This window comes from Aurantimonas coralicida DSM 14790 (genome assembly GCF_000421645.1).
Classification (GTDB): domain Bacteria; phylum Pseudomonadota; class Alphaproteobacteria; order Rhizobiales; family Rhizobiaceae; genus Aurantimonas; species Aurantimonas coralicida.
This window is the reverse complement of sequence record NZ_ATXK01000011.1, coordinates 61,360-82,233: the sequence shown is the minus strand read 5'-3', so window position 1 is coordinate 82,233 and position 20,874 is coordinate 61,360. Positions and strand designations below refer to the sequence as shown.

Genomic DNA, 20,874 nt, shown 5'->3' with positions numbered 1-20,874 from the left:
TCGCCCCCGCATATAGGAGCTGGCAGGCTTGGCAGAACCAGCGATCCGGTTACGAAACGTTCATCTGACGCTCGGGTCCGGCCGAAGCGCGGTCCACGTCCTCAAGGGCGTCGATCTGTCCGTTGATCGCGGCGAGTCCGTCGGCATCGTCGGGCCGTCCGGCTCGGGCAAGTCGACACTGCTGATGGTGCTGGCCGGTCTGGAACGGGCCGACAGCGGCAAGGTGGAGATCGCCGGACGCTCGCTGGAGGGTCTCAGCGAAGACCGTCTCGCTGCCTTCCGCGGCCAGAATGTCGGCATCGTCTTCCAGTCCTTCCACCTGATCCCCAACATGACAGCGCTCGAGAATGTCGCGGTGCCGCTGGAGCTGGCCGGGCATCCAAAGGCCTTCGAGCGCGCCACCCACGAGCTCGGACAGGTCGGCCTCGCCGACCGCGTGTCGCATTATCCGGGCGAATTGTCGGGCGGCGAGCAGCAGCGCGTCGCCATGGCGCGGGCGCTGGCGCCGGAGCCGGCGATCCTCATCGCCGACGAGCCGACGGGCAATCTCGACCAGGAGACCGGCCGGCAGATCGCCGACCTGCTCTTTGCCGAACAGCAGCGCCGCCAGATGACGCTGGTGCTGGTCACCCACGATCCGGCGCTCGCCCATCGCTGCGGCCGCGAGATCGCCGTGCGGTCCGGCGTCATCTACGACGATCGCGATGCTCTCGAAGCCCTGACCGAGGCACAGCTGGCGAGCGCCGCCGGATGAGCGTCGCCGACACCACCGAAGCCGTCGCCGCCCCGGCGCGGCCCGACATCGTCGGCGGGCGCAGCCATTTCCGGCTGGCGCTGCGCTTTGCCCTGCGCGAGATGCGCGGCGGCCTGTCGGGCTTCTACATCTTCCTCGCCTGCATCACGCTGGGCGTAGCGGCCATCGGCGCGGTCAATTCCGTCGCGACCATGATGACCAGCGGCATCGCCCAGGAAGGGCGGGCTATCCTCGGCGGCGATCTGCGCTTCGCCCTGGTCCAGCGCGAAGCCAACGCCGAGGAAATGGCCTATTTCAACGAGCTCGGCGACGTTGCCGAAGCCGCGTCGCTGCGCTCCATGGTGCGGCTTCCGGACGGCACCGACCAGTCGCTGGCCGAGGTGAAGGCCATCGACGGCGCCTATCCGCTCTTCGGCACGCTGGAGACCACGCCGGCGGCGCCGCTCGGCGACCTCCTGGCCGAACGCGACGGCCGTTTCGGCGCCCTGGCGGCCTCCGAACTCTACGACCGGCTCGGGCTGGAGCCCGGCCAGACCATCCGTCTCGGCGATTCCGACATCGAGCTGCGCGGCGTGATCGACCGCGAGCCGGACGTGCTGTCGGACGGCTTCAATTTCGCGCCGCGCCTGATGATCGCCCGTGCGGCGCTCGACGCGACCGGCCTGATCCAGCCAGGCAGCCTCGTCGAATACGACTACAAGGTCCGCCTGACCGGCAACAACCGCGATGCCGAGGCCCTGTCGAAGGCCGCCAACGAACGGTTTCCGCAGTCTGGCTTCCAGATCCGCACGGCCGCCGAGGCGGCGCCGTCGCTCCAGCGCAATATCGAGCGGTTCTCGCAGTTCCTCACCCTGGTCGGGCTGACCGCGCTGATCGTCGGCGGCGTCGGCGTCGCCAATGCGGTGAATGCCTATCTGGATTCCAAGCGGGCGGTGATCGCCACCTTCAAGAGCCTGGGCGCCGGCGGCAGCTTCGTCGTCATGGTCTATCTGATCCAGATCATGCTGCTTGCGACGGTCGGCATCGCGCTCGGTCTCGTCCTGGCGGCGATCGCGCCCTTCGTGACGGCGCGGTTCCTGGAAAGCGTGATCCCGGTCGCCGCCAGCGCGTCGATCTATCCGGTCGCGCTGCTGACCGCAGCGGTCTTCGGCGCTCTGACGGCGCTGGCCTTCGCGCTCTTGCCGCTCGGGCGCACCCGCGACATCGCGGCGACCGCCCTGTTCCGCGAGGCGGGCGCCACCGGCGGCTATCGCATGCGCTGGGCCTATCTCGGCTCGGCACTGGGCCTGGCGCTGGTGATCGCGCTCCTGGCGCTCGCCATGGCCGGCGACCGGCGCGTCGCGCTGATCTTCCTGGGCGGCACGGCGGCGGCCTTCGTCATCCTGCGGGCCGTCGCCATCGGTATCGAATGGCTGGCGTCCCGCGCGCCGCGGGTGCGCTCGACGCCGCTGCGGCTGGCGATCGGCAACATTCACCGCCCCGGCGCGCTGACCGGCTCGGTCGTCCTGTCCCTCGGCCTCGGCCTGACCCTGCTCGTGACCCTGGCGACCATCGACTACGATCTGCGCCGCGAGATCGGCACGGGGCTCGCCTCGCGCGCGCCGAACTTCTTCTTCGTCGACATCCAGAGCAGCGAGATCGACGGCTTCCGCCAGACCGTCGGCGAGCTCGCGCCGGGCGCTGAACTGAACGCCGTGCCGATGCTGAGGGGCCGGATCACCGCCCTCGACGGGCAGGACGTCGCCACCATGGAGCCGCCGGAAGAAGGCGGCTGGGTGCTGCGCGGCGACCGGGGCCTGACCTATTCGCCCACCGTGCCGGAAAACTCCTCGCTCACCGAGGGCGAATGGTGGCCCGAGGATTACGATGGCGAGCCGCTGGTCTCCTTCGCCGCGGAGGAGGGGCGCGAGCTCGGCCTGTCGATCGGCGACACGCTGACCGTGAACGTGCTCGGCCGCGACATCACCGCACGCATCGCCAGCTTCCGGGCGGTCGAGTGGGAGACGCTGGCCATCAACTTCATCATGGTCTACTCGCCCAACACCTTTGCCGGGGCGCCGCATGCCTGGCTTGCCACCCTGTCGGTGCCGCAGGACGCGGCCGTGACCGAAGAGGCGATCCTCAACCGCGTCACCAATGCCTATCCGGCCGTGACCAGCGTCCGGGTCAAGGATGCGCTCGACGCCATCAACGGCCTGATCGCCCAGCTCGCCCTGGCGATCCGCGTCGCCGCGGCGGTGGCGCTGGTCGCCTCGGTGCTGGTGCTGGCCGGAGCGCTGGCCGCCGGCAACCGCGGCCGGGTCCATGATGCGGTGGTGCTGAAGACGCTGGGTGCAACGCGCATGGTGTTGATTCGCGCCTTCACCACGGAATATCTGCTTCTGGGGCTGGCCACTGGCATCTTCGCCATCGGCGCGGGCGCGGCGGCGGCGTGGTTCGTGGTCGACCAGATCATGCAGCTGCCCTTCGTCTTCGACTGGACAGTGGCGCTGACGACGCTCGGCGTCTCGCTGGTGCTGACGGTGGGGATCGGTCTCGCCGGCACCTGGCGCGTTCTCGGGCAGAAGGCCGCGCCGGTCCTGCGCAATCTCTGACGGGCGCTCGCGGAGTTGAGCCGCCCGTCAGCCCCTGACGAAGCTGGTTCAGGCCGCGGATAACGCAGAATTAATCCTGAATCCGCGCGATTTCGTCACCGCGCGGCAGGGTACTCTTGTGTGCCGCGCGGCCCATCCGCATATTATCCTCAGGATCGCTGGGCGTCCCGCCAGCGGCGCCTCCATGTGCCGGCCATTTCGTGCCGGATATGGACACCGGACGGGACACGCAGAAAGGAATTCTTCCATGGCGGAATATCGGAACGCCGGCGCTCGCACTGTGCCAGCCGCCGGTACCAGAGCGGACATCGACCAGGGCCTCCGCTCCTACATGCTCAAGGTCTACAACCTGATGGCAGGCGGTGTGGCGCTGACCGGCGTCGCGGCCTACGCCCTGTACATGCTGTCCTTCGTGACGAACGACGCCGGTGATGTCGTCGGCCTCACGCAGCTCGGCAACACGCTCTTCAACACGCCGCTCAAATGGGTGGTGATGCTGGCCCCGCTCGGCATGGTCTTCTTCCTGTCGTTCCGGGTCCACAAGATGAGCGTCGCAGCCGCCCAGACGACCTTCTGGATCTATTCGGCGATGGTCGGCGTCTCGCTGGCCTCGATCTTCGCGGTCTATACCGGCGAATCCATCACCCAGGTGTTCTTCATCACCGCAGCCTCCTTCGGCGCGCTGTCGCTCTGGGGCTACACCACCAAGCGGGACATCTCGGGCTGGGGCTCATTCCTGTTCATGGGCGTGATCGGCATCGTGATCGCGATGGTCGTGAACATCTTCCTCGCCTCGCCGGCGCTGCAGTTCGCCATCTCGGTAATCGGCGTGCTCGTCTTCGCGGGTCTGACCGCCTACGACACGCAGCAGATCAAGGAAATGTACTATGAGGGTGACGGCTCGACCGTCATGGGCCGCAAGGCCGTGATGGGCGCCCTGCGCCTCTATCTCGACTTCCTGAACATGTTCCTGTTCCTGCTGCAGCTGTTCGGCAACCGCGAATAGTCTGCCCGACCAGGGATGTGAGTTGACGAGGGCGGCCTGCGGGCCGCCCTTTTTCGTGAGCGCGGCATTCCGGCGCGACCGTCGTGTTTGGTGCGCAAGCCGGTGAATTTCCGCGGCCGGCCCTGCCGGGCGGCATTGATCCGCTGCGCGCGGCGGTGCATCAGAAGCAGGAGAAAACAAGGGAAGAGCCGCCGCGTCCATGAGTGCCCACACGATCCGTCTCGCCGTCCTCGCGGACGTGCCCGCCCTGACCGCGATCTACGAGGATGCGGTCCTCCATGGCACGGCATCCTTCGAGCTGGTGCCGCCGGACCAAGCCGAGATGGAAGCGCGCTTCACCGCGATCACCGGGCAGGGCTTTCCCTATATCGTCGCCGAGGACGCGGACGGGACGGTGCTCGGCTACGCTTATGCCAACGCCTTCCGCACCCGCCCGGCCTATCGCTTCGCGGTGGAGGATTCGGTCTATCTGGCGCCCGAAGCGAAAGGCCGGCGGATCGGCACCGATCTCCTGACGCGGCTGGTGGAACTGTCGGCGGAGCGCGGCTTTCGCCAGATGATCGCCGTCATCGGCGGCTCCGACCACACGCCCTCGATCCGCCTGCACGAGCGGGCGGGCTTCCGGATGATCGGCGTGTTCGAGAATTCCGGCTTCAAGTTCGGCCGCTGGATCGACACGGTGCTGATGCAGCTGCCGCTCGGCGACGGCGGCGACAGCCTGCCCGACGAGACGCGCCACCCAAGCTGAGCTTGGCGGATCAGCCGATCTCGGTGCGCTTCAGATTCTTGTCAAAGACGCCCAGCACGGTCGCCAGATCGTGGCCGCGCTTGAGGATCAGACCACCGGCGGCGACCACCTGATAGGCGCCCTGCTTGCGGGCGAGCTTGGGGTTCTTCTCGACCCGGTACATCGGCATTTCGCTGGTCCGCCGGAAGACCGAGAAGACCGCCCGGTCCTTCAGCATGTCGATGGCGTAGTCGCGCCATTCGCCGGCGGCGACCATGCGGCCGTAAATGCGTAGGATCTGGGAGAGTTCGTGCCGGTCGAAGGACACGATCGGCATGTCCGACGGGCGGGAGCCGGGAAACGGCAGGAGATTGGACGCGCTGTCGCCGTTCGATCCGGAAAAATCCAAGTCAGCCCCTCGTGCGATCATGCGCCGCTCGGCGGGGCGCGCTCTGGCTCGTGACCATATGGTGACACGGAAATGGGGTCGCGCCAAAGCGATTCAACCGATCGCCGCGAGACCCTTTCGGCCGGTCGATGCGGGCATTGCCGCTCAGCGCTGGTGGAACTCGACCTGTGCCGCCGCCAGGATCGGGCCGGGCTTGCCCTCGTCGGTCACCGACTGCAGCAGCGCCGCCCAGCCCCGGCTCTCGCCTTCGGGGCGCGTCAGCATCTCCAGCGGCAAATCGACCTGCAAAGGTTCGCCGGACCACATGCCGAGGATGCGCCAGTCCTGTACCGCATGGCTGTTGACGATGGTGGTGCCGCGGTTCTCGCCGCGGTCGATCGCCGTCCGGGTCTCGTCGTCATAGGTCACGAGCATCAGCACCGGCTGACGGCCGCCGGCCTTGGCGCCGGCGACGTCGGCGGTGATATGCAGCCGGTCGTCGTCGACGCGCATGGTGACGCTCGCGCCCTTGCCGGCCGCCTTCAGCGGATGATCGTCCATCAAGGCGCGGACCTTGCCCTCATGCGAGCCGATGGCGTCGGCAACGCCGTTCACGACGACCTGCGGTGTGTAGATGGTGGTGGTGCCGAAGGCCGCGGCATAGGCGCGCTGGCGCTCGGTGTTCTCGCTGGAGCCATGGGTGTCGCGCCAGCCGATATAGTCCCAGTAATCGACGTGATAGGCGAGGGCGAGGATGCCGGGTTCGACGGCGAGCCGGCTGAGAATCCGGTCGGCGGGCGGGCAGGACGAGCAGCCCTGGCTGGTGAAGAGCTCGACGACCTGTTGGACGGGCCGGATCTCGATCTGCCCGGCGCCGGCGGCCTGTGCGACCGGCAGCGACGCGGCGAGGAGCGCGCACAGACCCGCGAACATCGGCCTCATGGCGAGACGCTGCGCACGAGCGGCAGGTCCATGCTCGGCGTGACGGCGCAGGGCCGCAGGGATCTGTCGTGGGCTGTGTTCATGATGCGAACCTAGAGGTCGGGACGAACACCCGCTAGTCACTTGCCGGTGACGGAGAGTGCCGGGTCGCCGACATGGCAAAGCCGCCGGTTGTGGAACCGGCGGCTTCGATTGTCAGGCGGGCCGCAGGGACCTGCCGGGATCGCCCATCAGGCGGCGAGGCGGCGCAGGACGTACTGCAGGATGCCGCCGTTGCGGTAATATTCCAGCTCGTCCAGCGTATCGATGCGGGCCTGGATCTTCACCGTCTGCACCGAACCGTCGGACGCCTCGATCCGGGCTTCCAGGATCTGGCGCGGCTTCAGTTCGGTCAGGCCGTCGATGGTCACCTTCTCGTCGCCCTTGATGCCGAGCGACTGCCAGGAGGTGCCTTCCTCCGCGAAGACGAAGGGCACAACGCCCATGCCGACGAGGTTGGAGCGGTGGATGCGCTCGAAGCTCTCGGCGATGACCGCACGCACGCCGAGGAGCACGGTGCCCTTGGCCGCCCAGTCACGCGACGAACCGGTGCCGTATTCCTTGCCGGCGAAGATGACGAGCGGCACGCCCTCGTCCTTGTACTTCATCGCCGCGTCGTAGATCGGCATCTGCGCGCCGGACGGCTGGTGGCAGGTCACCCCGCCTTCGACGCCCGGCACCATCTCGTTCTTGATGCGGATGTTGGCGAAGGTGCCGCGCATCATGACTTCGTGGTTGCCGCGGCGCGCGCCGTAGGAGTTGAAGTCCACCGGGCGGACCTGATGGCTGACGAGGTAGTCGCCGGCCGGGCCGTCCTTCTTGATCGAACCGGCAGGGGAGATGTGGTCGGTCGTGATGGAATCCTTGAACAGGCCGAGGATGCGCGCACCCTTGACGTCCTGCACGGCCTCCGGCTCCTGCTTCATGCCCTCGAAATAGGGCGGGTTCTGCACGTAGGTGGAGCGGTCGTCCCAGTCGTAGGTCAGGCCGCCGGACACCTCGATCTTCTGCCAGTGCTCGTCGCCCTTGAAGACGTCGGCATAGCGGTTCTCGAACATGTCGCGGGTGACCGTCTTGCGGACGATCTCGGCGATTTCCTGCGTCGTCGGCCAGATGTCCTTCAGATAGACGTCGTTGCCGTCCTGATCCTGGCCGAGCGGCTCCTTGGTGATGTCGACGAACATCGAGCCGGCCAGCGCATAGGCGACGACCAGCGGCGGCGAGGCGAGATAGTTCGCCCGCACGTCCGGATTGACCCGGCCCTCGAAGTTGCGGTTGCCCGACAGCACCGAGCAGGCGACGAGGTCGTTCTGGGTGATCGCCTCGGAGATCGGCTCCGGCAGCGGCCCGGAATTGCCGATGCAGGTCGTGCAGCCATAGCCGACGAGGTTGAAGCCCAGCGCGTCCAGATCCTTCTGCAGATCGGCCTTGTCGAGATATTCGGTGACCACCTGCGAGCCGGGGGCCAGCGAGGTCTTCACCCAGGGCTTCACCTTGAGGCCCTTCTCATGCGCCTTGCGGGCGACGAGACCGGCGGCAACCAGCACGTTCGGGTTGGAGGTGTTGGTGCAGGAGGTGATCGCGGCGATCACCACGTCGCCGTCGGCCAGGCCGTGCTCGGCGCCCTCGACCGGATGGCGCACGTCGCCGGGGGTCGTGTTCGGCGGCACCGCGCCTTCGTCCATGTAGCGCGAATCGGCGTTCGACTGCGGGGTCTCGCTCTTCTTGCGACCGCCCTTGATCTCGGCCAGGGCGTCGACGAACTTGGTCGCCGCCTCGGTCAGCGCGACGCGGTCCTGCGGACGCTTCGGGCCGGCCAGCGACGGGACGACCGTCGACAGGTCGAGTTCCAGCGTGTCGGTGAAGACCGGGTCCGGCGTGCCGTCCTCGCGGTACATGCCCTGCGCCTTGGCGTAGGCCTCGACCAGCGCGATGCGGTCCTTGTCGCGACCGGTCGCCTCCAGATAGGCGATCGTGTCCTTGTCGATCGGGAAGAAGCCGCAGGTGGCGCCGTATTCGGGGGCCATGTTGGCGATGGTCGCCTGGTCCTCGAGGGTCAGGTTCGACAGGCCGGGGCCGAAGAACTCGACGAACTTGCCGACGACACCGCGGCGACGCAGCATCTCGGTGACGGTCAGGACGAGGTCGGTGGCGGTGGTGCCTTCCGGCAGCTTGCCGTCCATGCGGAAGCCGATGACTTCCGGGATCAGCATGGAGATCGGCTGGCCGAGCATGGCCGCTTCCGCCTCGATGCCGCCGACGCCCCAGCCCAGAACCGACAGGCCGTTGACCATGGTGGTGTGGGAATCGGTGCCGACCAGCGTGTCGGGATAGGCGACGGTCTCGCCGTTCTCGTGACGGGTCCAGACGGTCTGGGCGAGATATTCGAGATTGACCTGGTGGCAGATGCCGGTGCCGGGAGGCACGACGCGGAAGTTCTCGAAGGCCTCGGAGCCCCAGCGCAGGAAGGTGTAGCGCTCGCCGTTGCGGCCGTATTCGGCGTCGACGTTCTTGGTGAAGGAATCCTTCTGGCCGAAAAAGTCGACCATCACCGAATGGTCGATGACCAGATCGACCGGAACCAGCGGGTTCACCTTCTTGGGGTCTGCGCCGAGATTCCGGGTCGCGTCGCGCATGGCGGCGAGGTCGACCACGGCGGGAACGCCGGTGAAGTCCTGCATCAGCACGCGGGCCGGGCGGTAGGCGATCTCGTGGCCGGCCGAACCCTTGTCCTCGATCCAGCGGGCGAGGGCGCGGATGTCGTCCGCCTTGACCGTGCGGTCGTCCTCGTTGCGCAGCAGGTTCTCGAGCAGGACCTTCAGCGAGAAGGGCAGGCGGGCTACGCCCTGAAGGCCGTTCTTCTCGGCTTCCTTCAGGTCGTAATAGACATAGTCCTTGCCGCCCACGGAGAGCGTCCTGCGGCTATTGAAACTGTCGGGTGCGTGGGACAATTGGCTTCGTTCCTTCTCGACCAGTATAAGTCCGAAGGGCGAACGGCCTTGAGCGCTGCGGAAAAGCGCTCGAAGATGCGGGTGCGACCATTTCCGCTTGTCCGCCCCGGTGCCCGCCGGTGCCGGACGGGGACCCTGAGATCGGCGCTGAATTGTTGCCACGCCGGTCGCTGGTGTGGTTGCGGTCGTTATAGGCAAGTTTGTAACGGCTATAAAGGGCCAGATGGCCTTGGGGCGGAAAATCCATTGCAGTGCAGAAAAAGGCGGACATGACAAGGACTTGGCCGTGCCGGACCGGCGCCCACCAGCCGCCGCGCGTCGCGCCCTGCCTTTGCAGGCCGGTGCAATGTCACGCAATTTCCGCCGCGGGCCGGGCGTGAGCGGGCCGATCGCGACCGCCGTGGGGCTGGTCGTCGGGCGTGGCGGAGCGGCCGCAGCCGGGCCGCTGGATTTCCGCATTGCGGCAGGCGAGGCGCTGGTCGTCACGGGGGCGAACGGCGCCGGCAAGTCGACGCTCCTGCGCACGCTGGCCGGCCTGCTGCCGCCGGTCGCCGGTCGTATCGACGTGACGGGCGCGACGGCACCGGACGGCGAGGCGGCCCGCACACTGGCGGAGATCGCCCACTATGTCGGCCACCGCAACGCGATGAAGCCGAATATCAGCGTCGGCGAGAACCTCGCCTTCTGGCGGCGCTATCTCGGCGGCGGCAGGGATTGCGGCCGGTCGATCGCCGACTGCCTCGACGCGCTGGGGCTGCCCGATTTGTCGCATCTGCCGCAGGGCTATCTGTCGGCCGGCCAGCAGCGGCGGGCGAGCCTCGCCCGGTTGCTGCTCGTGCCGCGGCCGGTCTGGATCCTCGACGAGCCGACCTCGGCGCTGGATGCCGGCTCGCAGCTGAAATTCGCCGAGATCGTCGAGGCGCATGTGGCGGCGGGCGGGCTGGTGATCGCCGCCACCCACCAGCCGCTCGGGCTGTCCCGCACGCTGACGCTGGACCTGGCGCCGTCCGCCCATGCCGCGCGCGACGTCGACCACGCGGCGCCTTCCATCGATGCGGCGGAGCTTGCCGCCGCGGAGGGCTGGCTGTGATCGCACTCTTCCGCCGCGACCTGCGGCTGGCCCTGTCGGGCGGCGGCGGCGCCATGACCGCGGTGATCTTCTTCCTCGCCGTCGTCGCGACGATCCCCTTCGGCGTCGGCCCCGACCTCAATCTCCTGTCGCGGATCGGACCGGCCATCCTGTGGATCGGCGCGCTCCTGTCGGCGCTGCTCACCCTCGACCGGCTGTTCCAGGCCGACCGCGAGGACGGCACGCTGGACCTGCTCCTGACCGGCCCGACGCCGATGGCGCTGGTGGTGCTGGCGAAATGCGCCGCCCTCTGGGTCGCCTCGGGCCTCCCGCTGGTGCTCGCCGCGCCGGTGCTCGGCCTGTTCCTGGCGCTGGAGCCGCCGGCGATCGGCGCTGTCATGCTGACGCTGCTGGTCGGTACGCCGGCGATCATCTGCATCGGCGCCGTCGGTGCCTCGGTCGCCGTGGCGCTGCCGCGCGGCGGGCTCCTGGTTTCGGTGCTGGTCCTGCCGCTGGCGATCCCGGTGCTGATCTTCGGCGTCTCGGCGACCTACGGGGCGGTCAACGAGCCGGACCCCTTCCTGCCGCCCTTCCTGATCCTGAGCGCGCTGACGCTGCTCTTCGGCGCCCTTGGCCCGATCGCCGCCGGCGCGGCGCTGCGGGCGGGGGCCGATTGAGACCGCGCCTTCGGCAGGCGGGTCGCCGGCGCAATCCTGACGAAATCGTATGTTTGCCGGCTGGCTGGAGACCTTCTAGACTGGACCCATGACCGACATGTCCGCCGCCAAGCCGTCGCGCTTCACGATCCTGGCCAATCCGACCCGCTTCCTGGAGCTGTCGGGCAGGCTGCAGCCATGGCTCTATGCCCTGGCGCTCATCGCGCTGGCGGTCGGCCTGACCCTCGGCTTTCGCGCTCCGCCGGACTACCAGCAGGGCGCGACGGTGCAGATCATGTTCATCCACGTGCCCTTCGCCTGGCTGTCGATGATGATCTGGACGGTGATGAGCGTGTCGGCGCTCGGCACGCTGGTCTGGCGGCATCCGCTGGCCGACGTCGCGGTCAAGGCCGCGGCGCCCATCGGCGCGGTGTTCACGGCGCTGGCGCTGATCACCGGCTCGATCTGGGGCCGCCCGATGTGGGGCACCTGGTGGGTCTGGGATGCCCGGCTGACCTCGGTGTTCATCCTGTTCCTGATGTATCTCGGGCTGATCGCGCTGACCCGGGCGCTGGACGAGCCGGGCCGCAGCGCGAAGGCTGCGGCGATCCTCGTGCTCGTCGGCTTCGTCAACATCCCGATCATCAAGTTCTCCGTCGACTGGTGGAACACGCTGCACCAGAGCGCCAGCGTCATCAGGGTCGACGGGCCGGCCATGCCGCCGGTCTTCCTGATCCCGCTGCTGGTCTCGGCGGCCGGCTTCACGCTTCTGTTCTTCGCCCTGCATCTGACGGCGATGCGCACGGAAGTGCTGCGCCGGCGCGTGGCGGCGCTGTCGCGGCTGGCGGCCCGCCGCGCAGAGGCCTGAGGATACCATCATGCAGAACGACTATATCGGCTTCATCGGCTCGGCCTACGCCATCTCCGTGCTGGCGCTGGTCGGGATCGCGGCCTGGGTGTTTCTCGATGCCCGCGCCCAGAAGCGGGCGCTGAAGGACCTCGAGGCGCGCGGCATTCGTCGCCGCTCGGCCGCGGCCGCGCCCGTCAGCGGCGCGGAGGCCACGCGATGACGGACGATCCGACGACGCTGCCGACGGCGCCGGCGGCCGAGACCGTGACGAAGGCCCCCAGACCCCGCCGCAACTGGCTGGTGGCGCTGCCGCTGGTGCTGTTCGGCGGTCTTGCGGCGATCTTTCTCTACCAGCTCGTCTCCGGCCACGATCCGCAGCAGATCCCCTCGGTGCTGATCGGCAAGACGGCGCCGCAGACCGTGCTGCCGGCGCTGGACGGCGTTTCCGGTCCCGACGGCGGGCCGATGCCGGCGCTCGACCTCACCGGCTTCGGCGATGGCCGGCCGGTGCTGGTCAATGTCTTCGCGTCCTGGTGCGGGCCGTGCCGGGACGAGCATCCGCTGCTGATGGATCTGGCCCAGGACGATCGCTTCAAGCTGGTCGCCATCAACTACAAGGACAAGCCGGAGAACGCCCGCAAGTTCTTGGAGTCGCTGGGCAATCCCTATGCCGCGATCGGCGTGGACCAGAAGGGCTCGGCGACGATCGACTGGGGCGTCTATGGCGTGCCGGAGAGCTTCCTCGTCGCGCCGGATGGCGAGATCGTCTTCAAGCAGACGGGACCGTTCACGCCCGAGGCGGTGAAGACCGGCCTCCTGCCGGCGGTGGAGCGCGTCCTCGCCGGACCTTCGAAGGGCACTGCGCCGACGAGCTGACCGGGTCGGCGCCGGACGTTCGGTCGCGGCGTGCCGATCCGCGTGCATATTCCCGGGCAGCCGCGCCGAACCATATGGGGCGCATGACCGAGACATCCTTTTCCCTGCGTACGCCCGAGGGCGACGACGTCGCCCGCAAGATCTGCGACACTTGCGGCTTCGTCGCCTATGAGAACCCGAAGATCGTGGTCGGCTCGGTGGTCCGCCATGACGGCCGGATCCTGCTGTGCCGTCGCGCGATCGCACCGCGACAGGGCTTCTGGACCATTCCGGCCGGCTATCTGGAGCTGAACGAGACACCCGAGGACGGGGCGCGGCGCGAGGCGCGCGAAGAGGCGACGGCTCAGCTGGCCATCGAGCGGCTACTGGCGGTCTATTCGGTGCCGCGGATCAGCCAGGTGCAGCTGATCTACCGGGCAAGCCTTGCCGAACCGACGATTGCGCCGGGCATCGAAAGCCAGGCGGTGGACCTCTTCGCCTGGGACGACATTCCCTGGGACGAGCTGGCGTTTCCCTCGGTCCACTGGGCGCTGAACCATGACCGCGCGGCGCAGGAGGGCGCGCTGCCGGTGCCCTTCACCAATCCCGACAAGGCGACCGGCAACACGATGCCCGATGGGCGGGCGCTGCCGGTCGGCGAGTTCTGATCGAGCCGGAGTTCAGCCGAGGACGGCCACCTTCGGGCCCCTCAGTCCTGCACTTCGCCGGCGGTGCGGCGGATTTCGGCGGTCAGTTCGGCCGGCAGGTTGAGCCGTGCGCCGAGAAGGTCGAGATAGGCCCGCTCGGCGGGATGGTCGGGATCGATCGCCAGCACCGAGGCGGTGTAGATCTCCATCGCCAGTTCCGGCGTGGTCGCGCTTGCGGCCAGCGCATCGATGCTCATCGGCTGGCGCATCTCGTCCATAACGAAGCCCTTTTCCTCGGCGTCGAGATCGATCTCGTCGATCCGCCCGAAGATCGCCTGCTGCTCCTCGGCGTCGATATAGCCGTCGGCCTTGGCCGCGGCGATCATCGCCGACAGCATCAGCCGCGCATGGGCCTCCTCGTCGCCGGCCGGCAGGAAGCCGGTGCCTTCGGGGGCGGGGATCTCGGCCGGCGCGCGGGCTTCGTCGGGCAGGCGCGGCGTCGGCTGGGCGTTGGGCAGCGCAGTGCCCTGGCTGGCCTGGTAGTTCTGATAGGCCTTGTAGGCGAGGCCCGCGACGACGGCCGCGCCGCCGAGTTTCAGCGCCGTGCCGCCGAGCTTGCGCACGCCCTTGCCGCGGAACAGGCTGGAGGCGAGGCCGCCGAGCAGCGCACCGCCGATGGCCGAGCCGGCGCCGCCCTGGAGCATGCCGCCGAGCCCCGAGCCGGACCCGCCGCGCCCCTGCAGCATGCCGCCGAGCTGGTCGACGATCGAGCCGCCCTGGCCCTGGCCGGATCGCTGGTCGCCGGGATGGCGGCCGCCCTGGTTTCCGGCGCCGAGGAATTCTCCGAGAAGCTTCTGCATGTCCATGTCGGTCGGCCTCTTGGTTGTGAAGATGTCGGTACGGGACGGCCTAGCGGCCGGTGTCTTCCGCGCCGGCCAGTCGTTCGGTCGAATGCTGCTTGATGAGCGGGATCTGGGTCAGCATGAAGACGATCGTGATCGGCATCGTCGCCCAGACCTTGAAGGCGACCCAGAAATCCGTCGAGAAATTGCGCCAGACGACTTCGTTGACGACCGCCAGGAAGATGAAGAACAGGCCCCAGCGCAGGGTCATCTTGCGCCAGCCCTCGGCGTCCAGCTTGAAGGCCTGGTCGAAGACGTAGCCGAGCAGCGACTTGCCGAAGAGCAGCCCGCCGAGCAGCACCGCGGCGAACAGGCCGTTGACGATGGTCGGCTTCATCTTGATGAAGGTCTCGTCCTGCAGCCACAGGGTCAGCGAGCCGAACACCAGCACCACCGCGCCGGTGACCAGCGGCATGATCGGCAGCGATCTGGTGATCGCCCAAGAGACCGCCAGCGAGATCGCCATGGCCGCCATGAACAGGCCGGTGGCGATGAACAGCGGCCCGCCGAACTCCTTCAGGATCGGAAATGTCGCCGCGAGCTGCTCGCCGCGCGAATTGGCGAAGAAGAAGACCATCAGCGGGCCCAGCTCCAGCGCGAATTTCAGGAGCGGGTTCATCTCCTTGCGCGCCGGGCTGTTCGGCTCTTCCTCGAGAATGTGGTGCGACATGCGGACTCCCTATTCCCGGTCCATATCGGAACTGATCGCGACGAATGCGAGGCGTGACCGCCCGTCGCGGCGAATTTTCGCCGGTCAGGCCGACGTGGTGGTGCCGGCGATCGCGGCGGCGAAGTCCTTCGCCTTGAAGGGTTCGAGATCGTCGATGCCTTCGCCGACGCCGACGAAATAGACCGGCAGGCGGAACTTGGCGGCGATGGCGACGAGGATGCCGCCGCGCGCCGAGCCATCGAGCTTGGTCATGACGAGGCCGTTGACCCCGGCCACGTTGCGGAAGATCTCGACCTGGTTCATGGCGTTCTGGCCGGTGGTGGCGTCGAGGGTGAGAAGCACCGTATGCGGCGCGTCCGGCTCGCGCTTCTGCAGCACGCGGACGATCTTCTCCAGCTCGGCCATCAGCTCGGTCTTGTTCTGCAGGCGACCGGCAGTGTCGATGATCAGGACGTCGGAATCGTTCTCGACGGCCCGGTCGTAGGCTTCATAGGCAAGGCCTGCCGCATCGGCGCCGATCGCCTTGGCGACGACCTCGGACTGGGTGCGCTCGCCCCAGATCTTCAGCTGTTCGACGGCGGCGGCGCGGAAGGTGTCGCCGGCGCAGAGAGTCACCTTGAGCCCGCCGCGGGTCAGCTTGGCGGCCAGCTTGCCGATGGTCGTGGTCTTGCCGGTGCCGTTGACCCCGACCACCAGGATGACATGCGGCTTCTTGGCCAGGTCGAGCTCCAGCGGCAGAGCCACGGGGTCCAGCGCCTTCTCGATTTCCTCGGCAAGGATGGTGCGCACCTCCTGGCCGCTGATCTCGCGGCCGAAGCGGCCTTCCGACAGGCGGTCGGTGATCTTCAGGGCGGTCTCGACGCCGAGATCGGCCTGGATCAGCACGTCCTCGAAATCCTGCAGCGTGTCCTCGTCCAGCCGCCGCTTGGTGAAGATCGCGCCGATCGATCCGGTGAGCTGGGTGGAGGAACGCGCCAGCCCCTCGCGCAGGCGCTGCAGCCAGGGCACGCGGGGCGCGGGCACCGGTTCGGGAGCGGCCGGGGCCTGTTCGCGCAGGCGGAAGCCCGCGGCGGCATCGGGTGCGGGGCGCGGCGTGGCTGCCGGGACGGGCAGGGGCGCCCGGTCGCCTTCGGGCGCGGAGGCCGGCGGCGGCGCGATGTCGGGCTCGGGCGTATCGGCTGTGTCGAAAGACGGATCGACCCGCTCGGCGACCGGCGCCTCGCCGTCTTCCTCGTCCTCCGGCGGCAGATCCGCGTCCAGCCAGGAGAAGTCGGCATCCTCGTCGCCGGACGACAGCGCGTCGTCATTGTGCCCGTCGAGATGATCGGCGTCGGAGGCCGGCGGGATGCCGGGCGCCACCGCATCGGCGATCTCGGAGGTCTCGCGGGTTTCGCCCGCCAGCGGCTCGACGGGCGCCGCAACCTCCGGCTCGGCATGTTCGCCCAGCCGCTCGGCGGGGTCGGCGCCCAGGAAGGCGAACTCGCTCTCGTCGGCGGGCTCGGCCGGCGTCGGTTCCTCGAGCCAGGAAAAGTCCGCCGTCTCGGTGTCCGGCTCTAGTTCTGGCCCGAGTTCAGCGTTTTTTTTTGAGCCTGGTCCGCGTTGGAATGCTCGGCCATTTCGGCCAGCGGGGTGATGCCGCCGCCGTCGTTGACGTCGGCACCGGCCTCCGAATCGGCGACCGAACTGGCCGCCGCCTTCGGGCGGACGTCGGGATCGGGCGAGTCGGGCGCGCCGAATTCGGTATCGGACGGCCGCGGCGTATCACCATGCTCGGGCGTGCGATCGGTTTCGCTGTCCGACCCGAAGGAGAAGATGCGGCGGAAGAAGCCTTTTTGCTCAGCCATGGCTTACGTCAGTTCTCTCAGATGGTCGGAGGATGTTCCGGGCGGGCCGGAACGAAGGATATCGGGGCGGGCGACCAGTCTGCCACCGCGTTCGCCCACAATGATAGCGTCGAGGATGGAGCCGGGGAGGCCCTCCTCGATCTCGCAAAGGGTAAAATCGGCACAGCGGCCGCGCTGGTTGCGTTCCACCAGCACCGATTGCCGCGTGCCGACGAGGTTCGCCAGATGCGCGCGATGGGCGGTTTCGCCGCGGGCGCGCAGGGCCATCGCCCGGTCCTTGACGATGTCACGCGGCAATTGCGGCATGCGGGCCGCCGGCGTGCCCTCGCGCGGTGAGAACGGAAACACGTGAAGATGGGTCAGGCCGCAATCCTCCACGAGCTTCATGGAGTTCTCGAACATGGCGTCGGTCTCTGTGGGAAAGCCGGCGATGATGTCGGCGCCATAGACGATGTCGGGCCGCGCGGCCCGGATGTCGGTGCAGAAGCGGATGGCGTCGTCGCGCGAATGGCGGCGCTTCATGCGCTTCAGGATCATGTCGTCGCCGGCCTGCAGCGAGAGGTGCAGATGCGGCATCAGCCGGGTCTCGGAGCCGATCGCCTCGATCAGCGCCGGGTCGGCCTCGACGGAATCGATCGAGGACAGCCGCAGGCGGGCAAGGTCCGTCACATGCCTGAGGATTGCCTGGACAAGCTGGCCGAGCTTCGGCGCGCCGGGCAGGTCCGCCCCCCAGGAGGTCATGTCGACGCCCGACAGCACCACTTCGTTGTAGCCGGCGGCGACAAGGCGCTTCACCTGGTCGACCGTGGCGCCCATCGGCACCGAGCGGGAATTGCCGCGCCCGAAGGGGATGATGCAGAAGGTGCAGCGATGGTCGCAGCCATTCTGCACCTGGACGATGGCGCGGGCACGGCCCTCGATCGCGTCGACCATGTGGCCGGCGGTCTCGGTGACGCTCATGATGTCGTTGACGCGGACCTTCTCCTCGGCGGCGACGCCGAAATCGGGGAGGGCGCGATAGGCGCTGGCGGTCAGCTTCGCGTCATTGCCGAGGACGGCGTCGACCTCGCCCATCTCGGCGAAGCGGTCGGGCTCGGTCTGGGCGGCGCAGCCGGTGACGACGATCCGCGCCTCCGGGTTCTCGCGCCTTGCCCGGCGGATCTGCTTGCGGGCCTGGCGCACGGCTTCCGACGTCACGGCGCAGGTGTTGAAGACGATGGCGCCGCGCGGATCGGCGTCGAGGCCCGCCGCCACGGCCTCGCGCTTCATGATCTCGGCCTCGTAGGTGTTGAGCCGGCAGCCGAAGGAGACGATCTCGACACCCATCAGGCCGGCTCGTGCGTCGCCATCTCGTCGCGCATATAGGCGCCGGTCGCGGGATCGAGACGGCCCGACCAGTTCCATTCGGCCGGCCCGGTCATGATGACATGGTCGTCGTCGCGCCAGTCGATCAGGAGGTCGCCGCCGGGCACGGTCACCGTGACGATGCGGCCGGTGCGCCGGGTGCGGGTCGCCGAGACGGCGGCGGCGCAGGCGGCCGAGCCGCAGGCGCGGGTCAGGCCGACGCCGCGTTCCCAGGTCCGCAGGGTAAGCGCGTCCGGCCCCGTGACCTGCGCGATCGAGATATTGGCGCGCTCGGGAAACAGCGGATGGTTCTCCAGCACCGGCCCGAAGCGGTCGAGCTCGTAGCTCCACACGTCCCGATCGACCCAGAAGATGGCGTGCGGATTGCCCATGGAGGCGACCGAGGGCGAATGCAGGATCGGCGCGTCGATGGGCCCGATCTGCAACTCGATCGCCCTTGTGTCGCTGAACTCTTCCGACAGGGGAATCTCGGACCAGCCGAAGCGCGGCCGGCCCATATCGACGGCGATCAGCCCGTCGTCGCGCTCAAAGGCGGTCAGGATGCCGGCGCGGGTCTCGAAGGTGAAGTCGTGGCGGCCGGTCTCGGCGGCGAGCGCCTGCACCACGCAGCGCGTGCCGTTGCCGCAGGCCTCGGCCTCCGAGCCGTCGCGATTGATGATCCGCACATAGGCGTCGGTGCCGTCGAGCCGCGGGTCGTGGATCGCCATGATCTGGTCGAAGCGGGTGGCCGGATCCTCGGCGAGGGCGCGTGCGGCCGCGGCCGAAATCCGCGCCGCCGATCCGCGAAGATCGGCGACGACGATCTCGTTGCCCAGCCCGTTCATCCGGGCGAAGGCCACGCTCAAATCCGTATCTCGTGCGGCGCTGTCGGTCATGCCGGTTATATGGCCGATGCGCGGCGCGATTGAAAGGATCGCGCGCTCAGCGCTGGCCGAAGGCGGCGTCCTTGAACAGCGCCTTGAACTCGCGCGGCTGGGAACGCCAGTACTGCTTGGGCGCGCGCACCGAGGCGCCGAGCTCGGCCGCCGCATGCCACGGCCAGTGTGGCTCGTAGAGAATGGCGCGGGCGATGGCGATGGCATCGGCCTTGTTCTCGGCGATGATGGCCTCGGCCTGGCGCGCCTCGGTGATCAGGCCGACGCCGATCACCGGGATCGACACCGCGGCCTTCACGGCCTCGGCGAAATGCACCTGGTAGCCGGGTCCGAGCGGGATTTTCTGGTCGGGCGAGACGCCGCCGGATGACACGTGGATCGCTGCGGCGCCGCGTGCCTCCAGCGCCTTCGAATAGGCGATCGAGCCCTCGATGTCCCAGCCGCCCTCGACCCAGTCGCTGGCCGACAGGCGGACCCAGACCGGAATGTCGGCGGGAACGGCCGCCCTGACCGCGTCGAAGACCTCCAGCGGGAAGCGCATGCGGTTCTCGACGCTGCCGCCATATTCGTCGTCGCGCCGGTTCGAGATCGGCGACAGGAACTGGTGCAGGAGATAGCCATGCGCCGAATGCAGCTCGATGCCGACGATGCCGAGACGCACGGCCCGAAGGGCGGTGGCGACGAAATCGTCCTTGATCTTCTGCAGGCCTTCAGCGTCGAGGGCGGTCGGCGCCACTTCGCCGGGTGAATGGGGAAGGGCGGAGGGCGCGACGCACTGCCAGCCGGTCGGATCGGTCGGGGCGATCTGCTGGCCGCCGGCCCAGGGTTCGGCGCTCGACGCCTTGCGGCCGGCATGGCCGAGCTGGATGGCGACGGGCATCTGGGAATGGACGGCGATCGCATCGAGGACGCGGGCGAGCGCCGCCTCGTTGTAATCGGAATAGAGCCCGAGATCCTTGTGGGTGATGCGGGCTTCGGGCGAGACGGCCGTGGCTTCGAGGATCAGCAGGCCGGCGCCGGACATGGCGAGCTGGCCGAGATGCATCATGTGCCAGTCGGTGGCCGATCCGTCATCGGCGGAATACTGGCACATGGGCGCGATGATGATGCGGTTTTCCAGCCGCAATGCGCCGAGTTCGAGCGGGGTGAACAGCGGGCTGAGCGTCTGCGAGATGTCCGAATCCGGGGTCTGCGTGTCCATTCAGGCGGCCTTCCGTGAAGCGTGAGGCTCTCCGAATGCGCCGGTACGCCGCGATGTTCAAGCCCTGCGGCGAGGACGCTGCGTCTTCGGGGCGCGGCGATCACGGGAACAGGGCGGTGGCGCGCCGGTCGACCGGCCCTGAACGAAAACCGGCGGCCGATCGCCCGGCCGCCGGTGGAACTGGATCAGTTGGCCGGTGCCGGTGCGTCGCCGCCGACATCCGGGGCCTCGACATTCACGTCCGGCGTGTCGATCGAGACATTGGTGTCGGCACCACCGCCGGCGCCGCCGCCGAGCAGGCCATCGCCGAAGATGAAGAAGGCGCCGATCACGACCACGACGATCAGGATGCCGGCGATTAGCCAGCTACCACCGCCGCCGCCGCCGCCGTTTCCACCGCGGTCGTTGTTGACGATGACGGTGCGCTCGCGTTCTGGTTCACGAAGGTCGCTCACAGGGGGACTCCACTTCCAACAAAAGGCAGCCAAGGGCTGCCGGGCTACGCGTCGGTCCCGGCCGAAGCCTCGCAGGAGGATCGG

The 20,874-nt window shown here is 68.4% G+C and carries 21 protein-coding genes; 10 read left to right on the top strand and 11 right to left on the bottom strand.

From position 1 onward, the window contains the following. Nucleotides 1–28: 28 nt before the first annotated feature. The 4 genes from H536_RS0118620 (at nucleotide 29) to H536_RS0118605 (ending at nucleotide 5,102) form a co-directional block, all read left to right on the top strand. On the top strand, nucleotides 29–754 hold the full coding sequence (locus tag H536_RS0118620; protein WP_024351886.1) for an ABC transporter ATP-binding protein: 726 nt from the start codon (nucleotides 29–31) through the stop codon (nucleotides 752–754). Beyond that, nucleotides 751–3,348, top strand: coding sequence for an ABC transporter permease (locus H536_RS0118615; RefSeq protein ID WP_024351885.1), 2,598 nt, complete (start codon nucleotides 751–753; stop codon nucleotides 3,346–3,348). The genes H536_RS0118620 and H536_RS0118615 overlap by 4 nt, the downstream gene beginning before the upstream one ends. Before the next feature lie 247 nt (nucleotides 3,349–3,595). Beyond that, complete coding sequence (locus H536_RS0118610) at nucleotides 3,596–4,354, top strand: Bax inhibitor-1/YccA family protein (protein WP_024351884.1); 759 nt, start codon at nucleotides 3,596–3,598, stop codon at nucleotides 4,352–4,354. Nucleotides 4,355–4,553: 199 nt separating this feature from the next. Beyond that, nucleotides 4,554–5,102 (top strand): GNAT family N-acetyltransferase, encoded by a 549-nt coding sequence (locus H536_RS0118605; protein ID WP_024351883.1) that lies wholly within the window; start codon nucleotides 4,554–4,556, stop codon nucleotides 5,100–5,102. A gap of 10 nt (nucleotides 5,103–5,112) precedes the next feature. Here H536_RS0118605 and H536_RS0118600 read toward each other — a convergent pair whose 3' ends face one another. The 3 genes from H536_RS0118600 to acnA form a co-directional block, all read right to left on the bottom strand. After that, on the bottom strand, nucleotides 5,113–5,577 hold the full coding sequence (locus tag H536_RS0118600) for a DUF2794 domain-containing protein (protein WP_029703640.1): 465 nt from the start codon (nucleotides 5,575–5,577) through the stop codon (nucleotides 5,113–5,115). A gap of 57 nt (nucleotides 5,578–5,634) precedes the next feature. Continuing rightward, complete coding sequence (locus H536_RS0118595; protein WP_051141653.1) at nucleotides 5,635–6,402, bottom strand: DUF1223 domain-containing protein; 768 nt, start codon at nucleotides 6,400–6,402, stop codon at nucleotides 5,635–5,637. Between the two features lie 239 nt (nucleotides 6,403–6,641). Continuing rightward, complete coding sequence (gene acnA, locus H536_RS0118590; RefSeq protein WP_024351880.1) at nucleotides 6,642–9,401, bottom strand: aconitate hydratase AcnA; 2,760 nt, start codon at nucleotides 9,399–9,401, stop codon at nucleotides 6,642–6,644. Nucleotides 9,402–9,747: 346 nt separating this feature from the next. On the opposite strand from acnA, the gene ccmA reads away from it, so the two are divergent. The 6 genes from ccmA (at nucleotide 9,748) to H536_RS0118560 (ending at nucleotide 13,499) form a co-directional block, all read left to right on the top strand. Then, nucleotides 9,748–10,491, top strand: coding sequence for a heme ABC exporter ATP-binding protein CcmA (ccmA, locus tag H536_RS0118585; RefSeq protein ID WP_244495478.1), 744 nt, complete (start codon nucleotides 9,748–9,750; stop codon nucleotides 10,489–10,491). Continuing rightward, nucleotides 10,488–11,147: a heme exporter protein CcmB gene (ccmB, locus tag H536_RS0118580; protein WP_024351878.1), complete on the top strand. Its 660-nt coding sequence runs from the start codon at nucleotides 10,488–10,490 to the stop codon at nucleotides 11,145–11,147. Before ccmA ends, ccmB begins: the two co-directional genes overlap by 4 nt. Nucleotides 11,148–11,235: 88 nt before the next feature. Further along, nucleotides 11,236–11,994 carry a heme ABC transporter permease gene (locus H536_RS0118575; protein WP_024351877.1) on the top strand — a complete coding sequence of 253 codons (759 nt, stop codon included), beginning with the start codon at nucleotides 11,236–11,238 and terminating at the stop codon, nucleotides 11,992–11,994. A 10-nt stretch (nucleotides 11,995–12,004) separates the two neighbouring features. Beyond that, nucleotides 12,005–12,196 carry a heme exporter protein CcmD gene (gene ccmD, locus H536_RS0118570; RefSeq protein ID WP_024351876.1) on the top strand — a complete coding sequence of 64 codons (192 nt, stop codon included), beginning with the start codon at nucleotides 12,005–12,007 and terminating at the stop codon, nucleotides 12,194–12,196. Beyond that, nucleotides 12,193–12,852 carry a DsbE family thiol:disulfide interchange protein gene (locus H536_RS0118565; protein ID WP_024351875.1) on the top strand — a complete coding sequence of 220 codons (660 nt, stop codon included), beginning with the start codon at nucleotides 12,193–12,195 and terminating at the stop codon, nucleotides 12,850–12,852. The genes ccmD and H536_RS0118565 overlap by 4 nt, the downstream gene beginning before the upstream one ends. Before the next feature lie 83 nt (nucleotides 12,853–12,935). Then, nucleotides 12,936–13,499: an NUDIX hydrolase gene (locus H536_RS0118560; protein WP_024351874.1), complete on the top strand. Its 564-nt coding sequence runs from the start codon at nucleotides 12,936–12,938 to the stop codon at nucleotides 13,497–13,499. Between the two features lie 41 nt (nucleotides 13,500–13,540). Here H536_RS0118560 and H536_RS22800 read toward each other — a convergent pair whose 3' ends face one another. From H536_RS22800 to H536_RS0118520, 8 genes are all read right to left on the bottom strand, one after another. Beyond that, on the bottom strand, nucleotides 13,541–14,344 hold the full coding sequence (locus tag H536_RS22800) for a tellurite resistance TerB family protein (protein WP_024351873.1): 804 nt from the start codon (nucleotides 14,342–14,344) through the stop codon (nucleotides 13,541–13,543). 43 nt (nucleotides 14,345–14,387) lie between these two features. Beyond that, nucleotides 14,388–15,050 (bottom strand): septation protein A, encoded by a 663-nt coding sequence (locus H536_RS0118550; RefSeq protein ID WP_024351872.1) that lies wholly within the window; start codon nucleotides 15,048–15,050, stop codon nucleotides 14,388–14,390. Nucleotides 15,051–15,134: 84 nt separating this feature from the next. After that, nucleotides 15,135–16,451: a signal recognition particle-docking protein FtsY gene (ftsY, locus tag H536_RS22795; RefSeq protein WP_421461443.1), complete on the bottom strand. Its 1,317-nt coding sequence runs from the start codon at nucleotides 16,449–16,451 to the stop codon at nucleotides 15,135–15,137. Between the two features lie 152 nt (nucleotides 16,452–16,603). Next, nucleotides 16,604–16,894: a hypothetical protein gene (locus H536_RS0118540; RefSeq protein ID WP_024351870.1), complete on the bottom strand. Its 291-nt coding sequence runs from the start codon at nucleotides 16,892–16,894 to the stop codon at nucleotides 16,604–16,606. Nucleotides 16,895–16,897: 3 nt separating this feature from the next. Continuing rightward, complete coding sequence (gene mtaB, locus H536_RS0118535; RefSeq protein WP_024351869.1) at nucleotides 16,898–18,220, bottom strand: tRNA (N(6)-L-threonylcarbamoyladenosine(37)-C(2))-methylthiotransferase MtaB; 1,323 nt, start codon at nucleotides 18,218–18,220, stop codon at nucleotides 16,898–16,900. Beyond that, complete coding sequence (gene dapF / locus H536_RS0118530) at nucleotides 18,220–19,134, bottom strand: diaminopimelate epimerase (RefSeq protein ID WP_051141652.1); 915 nt, start codon at nucleotides 19,132–19,134, stop codon at nucleotides 18,220–18,222. Before dapF ends, mtaB begins: the two co-directional genes overlap by 1 nt. A gap of 46 nt (nucleotides 19,135–19,180) precedes the next feature. Further along, nucleotides 19,181–20,335: an NADH:flavin oxidoreductase/NADH oxidase gene (locus tag H536_RS0118525; RefSeq protein WP_024351867.1), complete on the bottom strand. Its 1,155-nt coding sequence runs from the start codon at nucleotides 20,333–20,335 to the stop codon at nucleotides 19,181–19,183. 185 nt (nucleotides 20,336–20,520) lie between these two features. Further along, complete coding sequence (locus tag H536_RS0118520; RefSeq protein ID WP_024351866.1) at nucleotides 20,521–20,790, bottom strand: hypothetical protein; 270 nt, start codon at nucleotides 20,788–20,790, stop codon at nucleotides 20,521–20,523. Nucleotides 20,791–20,874 lie beyond the last annotated feature (84 nt).